The sequence below is a fragment of the Halomonas sp. ISL-56 genome, assembly GCF_018612805.1.
GTDB lineage: Bacteria > Pseudomonadota > Gammaproteobacteria > Pseudomonadales > Halomonadaceae > Vreelandella.
In genome coordinates, this window is sequence record NZ_JAGGRO010000015.1 from 132,473 (window position 1) to 146,774 (window position 14,302).

At 54.2% G+C, this 14,302-nt stretch carries 13 protein-coding genes; 11 read left to right on the forward strand and 2 right to left on the reverse strand.

Going from position 1 to position 14,302, the window contains the following annotated elements; genetic code table 11:
• Positions 1–77: 77 nt before the first annotated feature.
• The 4 genes from J7J49_RS13015 to J7J49_RS13030 all read left to right on the forward strand — a co-directional run bounded on the left by J7J49_RS13015 (position 78) and on the right by J7J49_RS13030 (position 4,284).
• Positions 78–1,319 carry an NAD(P)/FAD-dependent oxidoreductase gene (locus J7J49_RS13015; RefSeq protein ID WP_215093140.1) on the forward strand — a complete coding sequence of 414 codons (1,242 nt, stop codon included), beginning with the start codon at positions 78–80 and terminating at the stop codon, positions 1,317–1,319.
• 140 nt (positions 1,320–1,459) lie between these two features.
• Positions 1,460–1,669, forward strand: a complete 210-nt coding sequence (locus J7J49_RS13020; RefSeq protein ID WP_007114201.1) for a putative motility protein — start codon at positions 1,460–1,462, stop codon at positions 1,667–1,669.
• A gap of 220 nt (positions 1,670–1,889) precedes the next feature.
• Positions 1,890–3,479 (forward strand): peptide chain release factor 3, encoded by a 1,590-nt coding sequence (locus J7J49_RS13025; RefSeq protein WP_064232838.1) that lies wholly within the window; start codon positions 1,890–1,892, stop codon positions 3,477–3,479.
• 37 nt (positions 3,480–3,516) lie between these two features.
• A complete protein-coding gene (locus tag J7J49_RS13030; RefSeq protein ID WP_215093142.1) occupies positions 3,517–4,284 on the forward strand; it encodes a TatD family hydrolase in 768 nt (255 codons plus the stop codon).
• Positions 4,285–4,306: 22 nt separating this feature from the next.
• Here the strand turns inward: J7J49_RS13030 and ygfZ are convergent, their stop codons facing one another.
• On the reverse strand, positions 4,307–5,278 hold the full coding sequence (gene ygfZ / locus J7J49_RS13035) for a CAF17-like 4Fe-4S cluster assembly/insertion protein YgfZ (RefSeq protein ID WP_215093144.1): 972 nt from the start codon (positions 5,276–5,278) through the stop codon (positions 4,307–4,309).
• Between the two features lie 177 nt (positions 5,279–5,455).
• Here ygfZ and J7J49_RS13040 point away from each other — a divergent pair, with 177 nt between their 5' ends.
• The 7 genes from J7J49_RS13040 to J7J49_RS13070 all read left to right on the forward strand — a co-directional run bounded on the left by J7J49_RS13040 (position 5,456) and on the right by J7J49_RS13070 (position 13,149).
• Positions 5,456–5,653 (forward strand): hypothetical protein, encoded by a 198-nt coding sequence (locus J7J49_RS13040; RefSeq protein WP_007114205.1) that lies wholly within the window; start codon positions 5,456–5,458, stop codon positions 5,651–5,653.
• On the forward strand, positions 5,653–6,060 hold the full coding sequence (locus tag J7J49_RS13045) for an OsmC family protein (RefSeq protein ID WP_215093146.1): 408 nt from the start codon (positions 5,653–5,655) through the stop codon (positions 6,058–6,060). The genes J7J49_RS13040 and J7J49_RS13045 overlap by 1 nt, the downstream gene beginning before the upstream one ends.
• A 21-nt stretch (positions 6,061–6,081) precedes the next feature.
• Positions 6,082–8,106 carry an excinuclease ABC subunit UvrB gene (uvrB, locus tag J7J49_RS13050; protein WP_215093148.1) on the forward strand — a complete coding sequence of 675 codons (2,025 nt, stop codon included), beginning with the start codon at positions 6,082–6,084 and terminating at the stop codon, positions 8,104–8,106.
• A 4-nt stretch (positions 8,107–8,110) separates the two neighbouring features.
• Positions 8,111–8,932, forward strand: coding sequence for an endonuclease VIII (gene nei, locus J7J49_RS13055; RefSeq protein ID WP_215093150.1), 822 nt, complete (start codon positions 8,111–8,113; stop codon positions 8,930–8,932).
• Positions 8,933–9,153: 221 nt separating this feature from the next.
• On the forward strand, positions 9,154–10,659 hold the full coding sequence (locus J7J49_RS13060; protein ID WP_215093152.1) for a fumarate hydratase: 1,506 nt from the start codon (positions 9,154–9,156) through the stop codon (positions 10,657–10,659).
• 91 nt (positions 10,660–10,750) lie between these two features.
• A complete protein-coding gene (gene cls, locus J7J49_RS13065; RefSeq protein WP_215093154.1) occupies positions 10,751–12,169 on the forward strand; it encodes a cardiolipin synthase in 1,419 nt (472 codons plus the stop codon).
• A 62-nt stretch (positions 12,170–12,231) separates the two neighbouring features.
• A complete protein-coding gene (locus tag J7J49_RS13070; RefSeq protein WP_064232830.1) occupies positions 12,232–13,149 on the forward strand; it encodes a LysR substrate-binding domain-containing protein in 918 nt (305 codons plus the stop codon).
• Between the two features lie 32 nt (positions 13,150–13,181).
• Here J7J49_RS13070 and J7J49_RS13075 read toward each other — a convergent pair whose 3' ends face one another.
• A complete protein-coding gene (locus J7J49_RS13075; protein WP_064232829.1) occupies positions 13,182–14,276 on the reverse strand; it encodes a bifunctional nicotinamide-nucleotide adenylyltransferase/Nudix hydroxylase in 1,095 nt (364 codons plus the stop codon).
• Positions 14,277–14,302 lie beyond the last annotated feature (26 nt).

The following is a 14,302-nucleotide window of genomic DNA, read 5'->3' on the forward strand; positions in this document are numbered from 1 at the left end:
CCTGAATTGGTGATATTTTTCAAATAGTTATTGATCTTCAACAGTGGTTCTAAATCCGTAAAAGGGAGTGCATCAAAATGGCGCGTCAAACGGTAGTTTTGGGAGCAGGCATGGTGGGTGTCAGCATTGCCTGGCATCTGCGCCAGCGAGGGCATGAAGTCACTATTGTGGATCGCCTTCAGCCTGGTCGTGAAACCTCGTTTGGCAATGCGGGAATAATTCAGCGTGAAGCGGTAAGGCCTTACCCTTTTCCTCGCGATGTCAAAACGCTACTTAGCGTTTTACCTAATCGTCGGGTAGATATTCGTTACCGTCCGGCAGGCATGGTCAACGCCGCCTCACCGCTATTGCGTTACTGGATGAACTCAGCGCCAAAGGCTTACCAGAAAATTGTTCCGGAATACGCCTCACTTATTCAGCTTTCGCTAAAAACCCACGGCCCGATGATTGATGCCGCAGGCGCTGAGCACCTGGTGCGTAAGCAAGGGTGGCTTGAGCTTTACCGCACCCCTGAAAAACTGGCTGCGCGAATAAAAGAGGCTGAAGAGGCGCGGCGCCTTTATGGCGTGCAGTTTGAGCAGCTAGATAGGGCGGCACTTGAGGAGAAAGAATCTTCTTTGAGTGACACCATTATCGGTGCGATTCACTGGCTTGACCCATGGACTGTTGCTGATCCTGGTGCGCTGGTTGCGGCTTACGCGGAGGCGTTTAGTAACCACGGCGGACGCATTTTGCAGGCGGACATTCGATCAGTTAAGCAAATAGGTGAGCGCTGGCAGGTTAATACCGCCTCTGAAAGCTTAGAAGTAGATGATGTCGTGGTGGCGCTAGGGCCCTGGGCGGGAAGTTGGCTAAAAGAGCTGGGCTATCACTTCCCTACTTTTGTAAAGCGCGGCTACCACATGCACTACGCACCCCAAGCGCCTGCAAAGCTGAATTTCTGGGTTATGGATGCCGAGGTGGGTTACCTGCTTGCGCCGATGAACGCCGGCATTCGCTTGACCACCGGCGCCGAGTTGGATCGCCTGGATGCACCTGCTGACGTTAATCAATTGGGCGCAGCAGAGAAAGTCGCGCGCAGTGTTTTCCCGCTAGGCGAGCGCCGTGATGAAGCTCCTTGGAAAGGCGCGCGGCCCTGCTTGCCCGATATGAAGCCGGTGATTGGGCCTGCACCAAGACATCCCGGGCTATGGCTTGCCTTTGGTCATGGCCACCAGGGGTTTACCTTAGGGCCAGCAACCGGTCATCTGTTGGCGGATATGATGGAAGGACAGCCTACCGCCATTGATATGGCACCATTTCGTGCTGATAGGTTCTAACGAGTGCTATATTCATTAATGATCAGGCGAGTTAAGCCGATAGTGTTAGATGCTGGCACTAGTAATTGGAACGATATCTTTGCGCGTGATCTAATGCTTTGCTAGTTTATAAGTACATTTGCACACCATGAGGTGGATATATGGATGTAGGCATCAGTAGTTCAGTAAGCGCGTCGCTTTATATGAACCAAGCGCAAACCCCCGAGCAAGCACAGATGCAGGTGTTTAAAGAAGCGCTGGATACTCAGGCACAGCAAGTGACCGAGATTATGGCTTCTGCGGACACTGGGGCTCAACCAGACCTTGCCAAAGAGGGTAGTGTAGGCACTCAGGTAAACACCTACGCTTAATGCTATTTGGCGGCCCCACGCTTGCCGCTAATGTTTAAAACGCTGACTTGGTCAGCGTTTTTTTTGTCTTTTTCAAGGGCGCCACCTTTGACGCCACCCGCGACAACAGCTGCCTCCAGGCGTTACAATTGCCCCAATGAACATTCTTATTGCACGGTGGCTAGTTAGCGAGAGCTGCTGATTGAGTGCTGCGCTGAGACTCTATATTTGAAGAGGCACAATGAAAGAGACACAACTAGCCCATGAGGCAGGGCTTAGGCGCACCTTTGCGATCATTTCGCACCCCGACGCCGGTAAAACCACGATCACCGAAAAAATGCTGTTGTTTGGCAATGCTATTCAGATGGCGGGTTCGGTAAAAAGCAAGCGTAACGATCGCCATGCTACTTCGGACTGGATGAAAATGGAGCAGGAGCGGGGTATCTCGGTGACGACCTCGGTGATGCAGTTCCCCTACGGCGGACGCATTGTTAACCTGCTAGATACGCCCGGTCACGAAGACTTCTCTGAAGATACCTACCGTACACTTACGGCCGTTGACTCAGCCTTGATGGTCATCGACGGCGCCAAAGGCGTTGAAGATCGCACCATTAAGTTGATGGAGGTCTGTCGTCTGCGCACCACGCCGATCCTCACCTTTATCAACAAAATGGATCGCGATATCCGCGACCCCATTGAAGTGATGGATGAAGTCGAAACGGTATTGAATATTCAGTGTGCACCGATGACCTGGCCGATCGGCATGGGGCGTCATTTTAAGGGTGTTTATCACCTCTATAACGACGTAATTCATCTTTATACTCAGGGCCAGGGCAGCCGAATTCCCGATGATAAGCGCATTGAAGGCTTGGATAATCCTGAAGTGGATGCTGTGCTGGGGGAAGACCAAGCTGAAGAGCTGCGCATGGAAGTAGAGCTAGTGCGTGGGGCGTCCCATGAGTTTGATTTAGACGCTTATCGCCGGGGTGAGCTTTCGCCGGTTTATTTCGGTACCGCCATGGGCAACTTTGGGGTTCGCGAGATGATGGATGGCTTCGTCGAGTACGCGCCACCGCCCCAGGCCCACGAAACCGATACGCGGGTAGTCACGTCTGACGATGAGCGCTTTACCGGCTTCGTGTTTAAGATCCAGGCTAACATGGATCCCAATCACCGTGACCGCATCGCCTTTTTACGAGTCTGTTCAGGCAAATACGAAAAGAACATGAAAATGCGTCATGTGCGTATCGGCAAGGACGTTAAAATTGCTGATGCCTTGACCTTTATGGCCTCTGACCGCTCCCAGGTGGAAGAGGCCTGGCCCGGTGACATTATCGGCCTGCACAATCACGGGACGATTCAGATTGGCGATACCTTTACCGTGGGTGAGGATATGCGCTTTACTGGCATACCGCACTTTGCGCCTGAACTCTTTAAGCGCGTGCGGCTGAAAGACCCGCTGAAAATGAAGGCGCTGCAAAAAGGCTTACAGCAGCTTTCTGAAGAGGGCGCTACCCAGGTCTTTATGCCGATGGACAACAACGACCTGATTCTCGGTGCCGTGGGTACTCTGCAGTTCGATGTGGTCGCCCACCGCTTGAAAGAGGAGTACAAGGTCGACTGCTTGTACGAAGGCGTCAACGTACAGACGGCCCGCTGGGTCTACTGTGAAGACGCTAAAAAGCTTGAAGAGTTTAAGCGCAAAGCCAGCACTAACCTGGCAATTGATGGTGGTGGTTACCTCACCTATATCGCGCCTACCCGGGTTAACCTGCAAATGACCCAGGAACGCTGGCCAGACATTCGCTTCCAGCCGACCCGCGAACATTAACTTTTCTGCGAGCATAAACTTTTACCGGTAGCCCCCCATGCTGGTTGACGCCCACTGCCACCTCGATTTTACCCAGTTCGATGATGATCGAACTGACGTGTTTGAGGCCGCTAAGGCAGTGGGCGTAGTGCGTTTTGTGGTGCCGGGCACTACCCGTTCGCGCTGGCAGCAGGTGCTGGCGCTGGGCGCACGGGCGGATACCTCGGTATGCCTGGGCATGCACCCTTACTTTGTGGATCAGTATCAAGAGGCAGATATTGCTGCGCTGAATAACCTGCTCAGTGAGCACCCAGAGGTGGTCGCCGTAGGCGAGTGCGGTATCGATGGCCGCTTTACCGACACCCTTGACGCCCAGTGGCACTATTTTGACGCCCAGTTAAAGCTGGCTAAGCAGCATGCGCTGCCAGTAGTGGTGCACTGCGTCCACGCCAACGACAAAGTCGCTAAACGGCTTCGACAGTTAGCGCTGCCCAAGGCAGGGTTGATCCACGCCTTCTCGGGCTCCATTGAGCAAGCGACCAAGTTTCTTGATCTAGGCTTCAAGCTGGGGTTGGGTGGTGCGATCACCTATGAGCGCGCCAAACGCTTGCGGCGAACCGTTGCGGCGCTGCCTGACGATGCGTTTGTGCTGGAAACCGACAGCCCCGATATGCCGCTTAGCGGCTATCAGGGGATGCGGAATGAGCCGCGTCGAGTGGCCGAGGTATGTAACGTTGTGGCCACACTGCGCGGGCAAACAGTGGAGCAGGTCGCGGCTCGGAGCAGTCAGACTGCCGCGACATTGTTTGGCTTGTCTTTAACCTAGAAACGCCAAGCCTAGAGAAAGCTTAGCCGTTAAGGGTAACCGCCAGCTGTTCCGGGTCAACGCGCTCAATCGCATAGGGTAATGGGAGAAGGGTCGCTGGCGCTCCATCTAAATAGAGCGACATAGTTTCTTCGGCTACTTTGGTGTTCATGACCGCCAGCAACTCGACGCCGCCTTGTGGTGTCGTCGCGCTGACGACCACTTCGCCGACCGCTTTATCGTCACCATTGACTATGCTAACGCCAACCTCAGGCAGTGTGTCTGTGTCCAGACTGACGCGCATCAGGCGTTTTTTTACTTGGCCACGAAAGTGGGCCCGGGCAACAACTTCCTGACCGGTGTAACAGCCCTTTTTAAAGCTAATCCCACCCAACGCTTCCCAGTTAAGCATCTGGGGTAGGAAATGATCCTGCTGGGCATCGGTTAGCCACGCCAAGCCGCTACGAATATCCTCAAGCTGCCAAGCGTTGCGGCTCGCTTGGTCATCTTGAACCGACGCTACATCGACGTTGTGGTCTTTATCGAAACACAACAGCCAACGCGATGTCTCACCTGGGTAGCGGAGTGTGCTGGCATGGTCGTTGTGGGTATGGGTGCCGACTTGATCGGGTAGCTCCAGATTCAACTGATTCGCCAGCGCTTGGGCATCATCGCTGGCGCCAATCACGATAAGGTCGGGTAGCGAGACCAACTCAGCCTTATAAAAAGCGGCAAATTTTTTAAGATGGTTGGCTAAACTCTCTAACAGGGTAACGCTCAGTAGCAAACGGAAATGCTCTTCGCCCAAGCGCATCAGTTGGGCGTTGGCTAACATTCGTCCCTTGGGCGTACAAAAACAGGTCAGCGGCGCAAAGTGCCCATTGGCCAAGCTGACCTGAGCGCTGGTCTGACCCTGAAGGAATTTTTCTGCATCCGCCCCCTTCACATCCAGCGCGGCTATATGGTTTAGGCGGACGCTGCCAAGGGCGGGGGTGCTAGCGGTAACGGTCGCCATAAAAACTCCTGAAAAAATGGGAAAACGTTCGGTAATGATGTGTTCAGTACGAAAGAGTCAAAGGTATCTTTAGTACTACTAGGTGTGGGCAGTCAGTGCTGATTGCAAGGCACCATTAGCGTGCTAGACTCTTTCCTTTGTATCAGTTTTGCACAGGTCAACAGGCAGGGAAACGCTATGGCGCAGCAGTCGTTAACATTCCAAGGTGTTAAATCGGTCGATCAGGTCAATAAAATTACCACGGCGCTGATGATGCTTGACGGCGTTGATAGCGCCGAAGTGGGTCGGCATGGCGCCGATGTGGACGGTCGGGCAAAGCGCGAGACGCTGATTAATGCCATTGAAAAACTCAAGCTAGGCGTAAAGGTATCCTAATGCATCCTCCCATTACCGTGATCAGTGAACGCAACCAGGTCTTTAGGCAGCGAGTTGAAGTCAATGGCTTGGAAGATCTTTACGCCGATGTGCCACAGATTGTAGGCGGCGAGGGCAGCGCCCCGGATCCCCACGACTATTTCGATATTGCACTGGGTACCTGCAAAGCGATCACTGTGCAGATGTACGCTAAGCGCAAGGAGTGGCCGCTTGAGGGCATTACCGTCACCGTGCAACGGGACGATAGTCAGGAAAAAAAGGGCATCTACAAGTTAGACGTGGCATTAACACTGCACGGTATTGATGATCCAGAGCAGCGCGCCAGACTTGAAGATATCAGCCACCGTTGCCCTATACAGCGTCTGATGACTCAGTCAACGGTCGAGATCGCCACGCGGTTAGTTTAATTTATCCCTTTAGGAGTCCCGATGAGCAAAGCCTTCCGATTGCAGTCAAAATTTCAGCCAGCTGGCGACCAGCCTGCCGCCATCAAGGGGCTGATTAGTGGCCTGGAATCAGGGCTTGCCCATCAAACGCTACTGGGGGTCACCGGGTCGGGCAAAACCTTCACCATGGCCAATGTGGTGGAACAGCAGCAGCGCCCGACCATCGTGATGGCGCCGAACAAGACGCTTGCTGCTCAGTTATATGGTGAGTTTAAAGCTTTTTTTCCCGATAACGCGGTCGAGTATTTTGTCTCCTACTACGACTACTATCAGCCCGAGGCCTACGTACCTTCCTCAGACACCTTTATCGAGAAAGACGCCTCGATTAACGACCATATCGAACAGATGCGCCTCTCGGCTACAAAGGCGTTGTTAGAGCGCCGCGATGCGCTGATTGTGGTCTCCGTCTCAGCGATTTACGGCCTCGGTGACCCTGACCAGTACCTTAAAATGCGCCTCCATTTCACCCGCGGCGAGCTGATTGACCAGCGCGCCTTCCTGCGCCGCTTGGCCGAGCTGCAATATACCCGCAACGATATGGATTTCCGTCGTGGCACCTACCGGGTGCGTGGGGATGTGATCGATATTTTCCCCGCCGACTCTGATGAAGAGGCGGTGCGGGTAGAGTTGTTTGACAGCGAAATCGACACCATTCGCCTGTTTGATCCGCTCACAGGTGCTGTGCGCGGGGAAGTGCCGCGGATGACCATCTACCCCAAGTCCCACTACGTCACCCCGCGGGAAACGATTCTGGGCGCCATTGACGCCATTAAACAGGAACTCAAGGAGCGCCTTGAGTGGATGCGCAAGCACGAACGGCTGGTAGAGGCGCAGCGTCTAGAGCAGCGCACCCTTTATGATATTGAAATGATGCTGGAGCTGGGCTACTGCAACGGTATTGAAAACTACTCCCGCTACCTCTCTGGCCGGGCGCCGGGCGAGCCACCGCCGACCTTCTTCGACTACCTGCCCGACGATGCGTTACTTTTTATCGACGAATCTCACGTCAGTGTGCCCCAGGTGGGCGGTATGTATAAAGGCGACCGCTCGCGCAAAGAGACCCTGGTCGAGTATGGCTTCCGGCTGCCCTCGGCGTTGGATAACCGCCCCATGAAGTTTGAAGAGTGGGAATCAATCTCTCCGCAAACGATCTTTGTCTCCGCTACGCCAGGCCGTTATGAGGGTGAACACGCCAGCCAAACCGTAGAGCAAGTGGTGCGGCCCACCGGGCTGCTGGATCCTGAAATTGAGGTGCGCCCGGCCAGTACTCAGGTAGATGATCTGCTTTCGGAAATTGGATTGCGCACTGCGGTAGGCGAGCGGGTGCTGGTGACCACGCTAACCAAGCGCATGGCGGAAGATTTGACCGAGTATTTTGACGAGCACGGCATTCGGGTGCGCTACCTACACTCGGATATCGACACCGTCGAGCGGGTTGAGATTATTCGTGATTTACGCCTGGGCAAGTTTGATGTACTGGTAGGCATCAACCTGCTGCGCGAAGGCCTGGATATTCCCGAAGTGTCGCTGGTGGCGATTCTCGACGCCGATAAAGAGGGCTTTCTGCGTGCCGAACGATCGTTAATCCAGACCATTGGCCGCGCGGCGCGTAACGCCCATGGTAAAGCGATTCTCTACGGTGACCGGATTACCGACTCGATGCGCAAAGCGATTGATGAAACGGAGCGGCGGCGGGCGAAGCAAACCGAGCACAACCTTGAGCATGGCATTACGCCGACCACCGTGACGCGCTCGGTGGCCGATATACTTGAAGCCGCCCAGGCGCCAGGCAAGAAAAACAGCCGTCGCCGTGGCAACGAGCGCAAGGTGGCCGAAAGTGCCGCTGAATATGATGTCACCACTATGAGCAAGCAAGACCTGCTGGGTGCCATCAGTAAGCTTGAGGATGCCATGTTTGAAGCGGCGCAAAATCTCGAATTTGAAGAGGCCGCGCGGCTGCGCGACCAGCTCCATCAGATGAAAGAAAAACAGCTGGCGCTGGGTTAACGGTATGCCGGAAGGCCCAGAAATTCGCCGCGCGGCGGATCGTATAGAACAGCAAATAGGCGGTAGGGCAATTGACGATGCCTGGTTCGCCTTTCCTGAGCTTGCCGAGCAGGCCGCGTCACTGATCGGTATTCGGGTTTCCCGGGTGGATACCTGGGGTAAAGCAATGCTCATTCGGTTTGCCGACCAGCGCGTGCTTTACTCCCACAATCAGCTCTATGGGGTTTGGAAGCTGCATGATGAGGTTAAGCCGCCTAACACCAAACGCACTCTGCGTGTTCGACTGACGGCAGAAGGGCGTTGCGCCAGTCTCTACAGCGCATCGGATATTTCCCTCTGGCATGCCGACAATCTCACCGAGCATCCATTCTTAGCCCGCCTAGGCCCTGATCTATTGAGCCAGGATGTGGCTCAATCTGATGTGAAGCAGCGCCTGAATTTGAAGCAATTTCATAAACGTAGCCTGGGCGCGTTGCTGCTAGATCAGCGTTTGGTGGCGGGCTTGGGCAATTATTTGCGCTCTGAAATCCTGTTCTTCTCTCAACTGCCGCCAAATGCTCGCCCGGTGGATTTAACCCCAGAGCAGCAACAAACGCTGGCTGCCTGCATCATTGACGTTACCCGTCAAGCCTATCAAACCGCAGGCGTTACTAACCAAGAGGCCTGGATAGCGCAAGCCAAAGCAGCGGGGGAGTCGCGCAGGCAGTGGCGTTTCACGGTTTTTGACCGAGCAGGCCTTGAGTGCCACCGCTGTGGAACGGTGATCGAGCGCAAAATGGTCGGTTCGCGGAGGCTCTATTTATGCCCTCAATGCCAGTCAGGATAGGCAGCGCTAACGCTTGTCGAAGCGACAGGTTGACTACTTTATACCGTTATTTTATTGCGAAAAACACACCTGTATCAAGATATTCTTAAGTAAGCAGTTCTACGCAGCAGAGTGCTGCTGCGTCTGAGTCAATACGGTATACTGGGTTCACGCTAAGACGGCACCTCCGCAGGCGCGGATGAAAGCCGCTGACTAGACGTTAACCTAGGAGCTACTAGTCCATGACCGTGATTCGCCAGGACGACGTTATTCAAAGCGTTGCCGATGCTCTCCAGTACATTTCTTATTATCATCCCAAAGATTTTATCGACGCCATGGCGGCCGCCTACGAGCGTGAAGAGAATCCCGCTGCCAAAGATGCCATCGCGCAAATTCTGATTAACTCGCGCATGTGCGCCACCGGGCACCGCCCGATTTGCCAGGATACCGGCATCGTCACCGTGTTTGTTCACGTGGGCATGAACGTTACCTGGGAAGCGGACATGAGCCTGGATGACATGATTAATGAGGGTGTTCGTCGTGCTTACCTGCTGCCGGATAATATCCTACGCGCCTCAGTGCTGGCGGATCCTGATGGCAAGCGTGCCAACACCAAAGACAACACTCCAGCCATTATTCACCACTCGATTGTGCCCGGCGACAGCGTCGATATTCACGTGGCGGCAAAGGGCGGTGGTAGTGAGGCAAAATCCAAGTTTGCCATGCTCAACCCCTCCGACAGCGTCGTTGACTGGGTGATGGAGCAGCTGCCGAAGATGGGCGCTGGCTGGTGTCCGCCCGGTATGCTGGGGATTGGTATCGGCGGCACCGCGGAAAAGGCCATGCTGATTGCCAAAGAGGCGCTACTCGATCCTATCGATATTCAGGATCTGCAGGCTCGTGGCCCCAGCAACCGTGCCGAAGAGCTTCGTCTAGAACTGTTTGATAAGGTCAACAAGAGCGGTATCGGTGCCCAGGGGTTAGGCGGCTTAACCACCGTGCTGGATATTAAAGTCAAAGACTATCCGACCCATGCGGCCAATAAGCCTGTCGCGATTATTCCCAACTGCGCAGCGACTCGTCATGCCCACTTTACCCTGGATGGTTCTGGCCCCGCAGCGCTAAAAGCGCCGAAGCTTGAGGACTGGCCGGAAATTACCCGCGAAGCGGGCGAAAACGTCAAACGCGTCAATCTTGATACAGTAACTCCAGCTGAAGTCAAAACCTGGCAGCCTGGTGATACGCTACTGTTGAACGGTAAGCTGCTAACCGGCCGTGATGCTGCCCATAAGCGCATGGTCGATATGCTGGCCAAAGGCGAGCCGTTGCCTGTCGATATGCGCGGCCGCTTTATTTACTACGTCGGCCCGGTTGATCCGATTGGCGATGAAGTAGTGGGGCCCGCAGGCCCAACCACCGCCACTCGTATGGATAAATTTACCCGCACCATGCTGGAAGAGACTGGCCTGTTGGGTATGGTCGGTAAGGCCGAGCGTGGTCAAGCCGCCATTGATGCCATTCGTGATAATGAAGCGGTTTATTTGATGGCGGTCGGTGGGTCAGCTTACCTGGTTGCCCAAGCGATTAAGAAATCGCGGGTTGTAGGCTTTGAAGACCTTGGCATGGAAGCCATCTACGAATTTGAGGTCGAAGATATGCCGGTGACCGTAGCCGTAGATAGCCTGGGTACATCGGTGCATCAAACCGGGCCGGCGAAGTGGAAAGAGATCATTGCCCAGTCGGCTTAATGAAATGGTAAGGTTGATTCGGTTTTAAACGCTTAAGGGCCTCGCTGACGGCGAGGCCTTGTTCTTTGTGCGGGCTTTATGAGGACGTGCTATGGCCTCCTGGTTGCTAGGGACCGGCATCTTATTGATACACCTGATGGGCATCGTTTCAGCCATTATGGCACTCATGTCCAGCCGTACCTCCCAAGGTGCCGTGGCATGGATTATTTCGCTGCTTACTTTCCCCTATATCGCGCTTCCCGCTTACTGGTTTTTCGGGCGGCCGCGATTTTATGGCTATGTGTCTGCCCGAGGCCAGCGGGACACCGTTCTACGCCGGGTTTTATTGCGCTACCGAGCCAATGTAAAACCTTATGTTGCGCCCTCTAGCAGCGCCGATATTCAGGCGGTTGAGCAGCTTGCCATGATGCCACTCACCCATGGTAATAAAGCGACACTGCTCATTGATGGGCCAGCAACGTTTGAAAGCCTATTTGATGGGATTGATCGCGCTGAGCAGTATGTCTTGCTACAGTTTTTTATTGTCCGCAACGATGCGCTCGGGCAGCGTTTGAAACATCATTTACAGCGCGCTGCCCAACGCGGCGTGCGTGTCTACTTTCTTTATGATGAGGTGGGTAGTCGTAAATTAGCTGATAGCTACCTGAATGATTTAATAAACGATGGGGTGGCCGTGAGCGCCTTTCGCTCATCGCGGGGTTTTAAACACCGTTTTCAGCTTAACTTCCGCAACCATCGCAAAGTAACGGTGGTAGATGGCAAGGAAGGCTGGGTAGGGGGCTTTAATGTCGGAGTCGAATACCTCGGTGAAAACCCTCGTCATGGGGCTTGGCGGGACACTCATCTCAAGTTGGAAGGGCCCAGTGTGTTGGGCTTGCAGGAGGCATTCTGGGAAGATTGGCACTGGGCGACCGATGAAGTGATTAGCCTGAATTGGATGGCAGATACTTCGTCCATCACCGATCATCACGTCGTTATCGTGCCTTCTGGGCCCGCTGACCGTCAGGATACCGCCAGCCTGCTGGTGCAGCAGGTTATTCATAGCGCGAAACAACGGCTGTGGGTAACTAGCCCCTATTTCGTTCCTGACCAGGGGGTTCAGGACGCATTGCGCCTTGCGGCGATGCGCGGCGTCGACGTGCGAGTAATGATTCCGGAGCGTCCCGACCACTTGCTAGTTTTCCTTTCTGCGTTCTCATTCCTACCTGATATGTTAAGAGCGGGCGTTAAAATATACCGTTATCTCCCTGGTTTCTTACATCAAAAAGTTATGCTTGTAGATAGTCAGGCGGCCACGGTTGGTACCGTTAATTTGGATAATCGCTCGTTTCGGTTAAATTTTGAGATTACCGCTTTTATTCCGAGCCGCGATTTTGCTAGCAACGTCGAAGCGATGCTAGAAAAAGACTTTACACATTGCCGTCGTGTGACCATCGATGAAATTAACCAACGTCCAATGTGGATGAAGGTCGTCTCGCGTGCCGCCTATTTAATGGCCCCGGTTCAGTAGATAAGTCAGCCTAAAAGGAAAACCAATATGCGTGGAAGCAGCGTGAGACAAGGAGTCATGGGGTGAATCTCGAAACAAAATGGCTGGAAGATTTTGTAGCGCTGGCCAATACGCGCAGCTTTTCCGCGTCAGCACGCCAGCGACACGTGACTCAACCGGCTTTTAGTCGCCGTATCAGAGCGTTGGAGCAGGCCGTTGATGTCACACTAGTGGATCGTTCGACCACTCCCGTGGGATTAACGCCAGAGGGGCAGCTTTTTTTAGTCACTGCACGCAACCTGGTCGAACAGTTAAACGAATCGCTGAGCCATTTGCGCGGCCTTTCGATCGCCAACGAGGCGCTGGATATTGTCGCGGCGCACTCATTGGCACTGAGCTTTTATCCGCCTTGGATTTCGCGGCTGCAGCAGGGGTTGGGCGAGTTGCCGACTCGCTTGGTCGCCATGAATGTGGGCGAAGCGATCCATGTACTGCGGGAGGGCAATTGCGATTTGATGCTCGCTTATTACGATCCCTTTGCCACGATGCAGTTGGATGCCGAGGTGTTTCCTTCATTCTCGATTGGTAAGGTTAATATGCTTCCCGTTTCGTTGCCAGACGAGCATGGTAACGCAAAGTTTTCACTCCAACACGACACTTCCATTCCTTATCTCTCTTACACCCAGGGGGCTTTCTTAGGACGTAGCGTGCGCATGTTGCTCAAGAATGATCCACTGCGTATGAAGCTGCGCACGGTTTATGAAACGGCCATGGCCGAAGGCCTAAAAGGGATGGTGCTACAAGGCGTTGGGGTGGCGTGGATACCCGATTTTTGTATCCGTGAGGAGTTAAAAAGCGGCCGTTTGGTGAGGGCGGGCGCCCCAAGTTGGGATATCCCCTTGGAAATTCGTTTATATCGCTGTTCTATGGTGCATAAACCTGGGGTGGAGCGTTTGTGGCGGCAGATGATGAAGCTGCCGCGGGACTTTCTTCAGGCCTAATTGGTAAATGGTAAATGGTGAATGGATGGAGTTTAGCCACTGCCGAAATCAGCAGGCAGCCCCAGAAAGTTCTGAATAATGAAAAAGTGATCTTCGAACAGGCTGTCGGGTTCAAGATCGGCCAGCGCTACCCAGCGTGCATGATCGCCGCCTTTGACTGGTTTTAGGCGCGGTAACTGCTGGTCAGGGCGTAGCGCGAAGTAGAAAGCTTCTGCCAAGGTGCGCCCGCGCCAACTCCGATGGGGTTCATCAAACAGGCGCTGGCCCCGCAGCGAGCCTTTAAGTACTGGCTCGGGAACCTTTAAGCGTATGCGCTCGCGCAGTTCGCGCAGACAGGCGTCCAGCAGCCGCTCGTGGGGATTAATAAATCCTCCAGGCAGCGTATAAAGCCCCTTACCTGGCGCCGCCGTGCGCCGCACCAGCAGCACATGGCCCGACTGTACGACCACCGCATTGACCGTGACAAAAATAGGCGGGTAGGGCGCGTGAACCCAGGCCTGGCGATACTGATCGAGTAATTGCTGCTCTTCCAGCAGCCTTTGGTAGGCGCGTTCATTACAAAAGTGTTTGACGCTCTCCACTACGCCCGGCGGTAAATCGTGATAGGCGCCGGTACTTAGATAATCATCCGTTGAGCTAGGGGATCGAAATAGGCGCTCGCGTATTTGACTGGCTGAAATGCCCTCCACCGACGGTACGCTGACCGATTCCCACTGAGGAAAAAGAGAAAGGTAGTAACTTGACTGACCACGGCTGGCCCCAATCAAGCCAATACGGGGTAGGCGGGCATTGGCAGGCGCTGCTAAATCGCGCACTTTGCGCTGAACGTCACGCACCCAAACGTCGTCGTTATAAAGGGCATCAAGAAGCGGGGTGATTTCCAAGCGTTGATTATCGGCATGGTCAAAGCCCGCACGCAGCATGGCTTGACGCTCATCGAATCGCCAGGGGTTACGTAGCGAGCGAGCTTGCCAAGAAGAACCTACCAACACAATCACTTGCCGTGCGCGTTTAAGCGCTTCACGAATAATCGCCAAATGCCCCAAGTGTGGCGGCTGAAAACGACCAATAAACACCAAACAGTCGAAGTCGTAGGCGGTCGCGGAGCGAGAAGTTTCAGTGGCCATCCAAGCTTCCTTTTCGTTTGGTGATG

Excerpts from the sequence above, each read along its gene's own strand:
- J7J49_RS13025 (WP_064232838.1), top strand. The coding sequence starts at position 1,890 with ATGAAAGAGACACAACTAGCCCATGAGGCAGGGCTTAGGCGCACCTTT.
- J7J49_RS13060 (WP_215093152.1), top strand. The coding sequence starts at position 9,154 with ATGACCGTGATTCGCCAGGACGACGTTATTCAAAGCGTTGCCGATGCT.
- J7J49_RS13075 (WP_064232829.1), bottom strand. The coding sequence starts at position 14,276 with ATGGCCACTGAAACTTCTCGCTCCGCGACCGCCTACGACTTCGACTGT.
- uvrB (WP_215093148.1), top strand. The coding sequence starts at position 6,082 with ATGAGCAAAGCCTTCCGATTGCAGTCAAAATTTCAGCCAGCTGGCGAC.
- ygfZ (WP_215093144.1), bottom strand. The coding sequence starts at position 5,278 with ATGGCGACCGTTACCGCTAGCACCCCCGCCCTTGGCAGCGTCCGCCTA.
- nei (WP_215093150.1), top strand. The coding sequence starts at position 8,111 with ATGCCGGAAGGCCCAGAAATTCGCCGCGCGGCGGATCGTATAGAACAG.
- J7J49_RS13020 (WP_007114201.1), top strand. The coding sequence starts at position 1,460 with ATGGATGTAGGCATCAGTAGTTCAGTAAGCGCGTCGCTTTATATGAAC.
- J7J49_RS13045 (WP_215093146.1), top strand. The coding sequence starts at position 5,653 with ATGCATCCTCCCATTACCGTGATCAGTGAACGCAACCAGGTCTTTAGG.
- cls (WP_215093154.1), top strand. The coding sequence starts at position 10,751 with ATGGCCTCCTGGTTGCTAGGGACCGGCATCTTATTGATACACCTGATG.
- J7J49_RS13040 (WP_007114205.1), top strand. The coding sequence starts at position 5,456 with ATGGCGCAGCAGTCGTTAACATTCCAAGGTGTTAAATCGGTCGATCAG.
- J7J49_RS13030 (WP_215093142.1), top strand. The coding sequence starts at position 3,517 with ATGCTGGTTGACGCCCACTGCCACCTCGATTTTACCCAGTTCGATGAT.
- J7J49_RS13015 (WP_215093140.1), top strand. The coding sequence starts at position 78 with ATGGCGCGTCAAACGGTAGTTTTGGGAGCAGGCATGGTGGGTGTCAGC.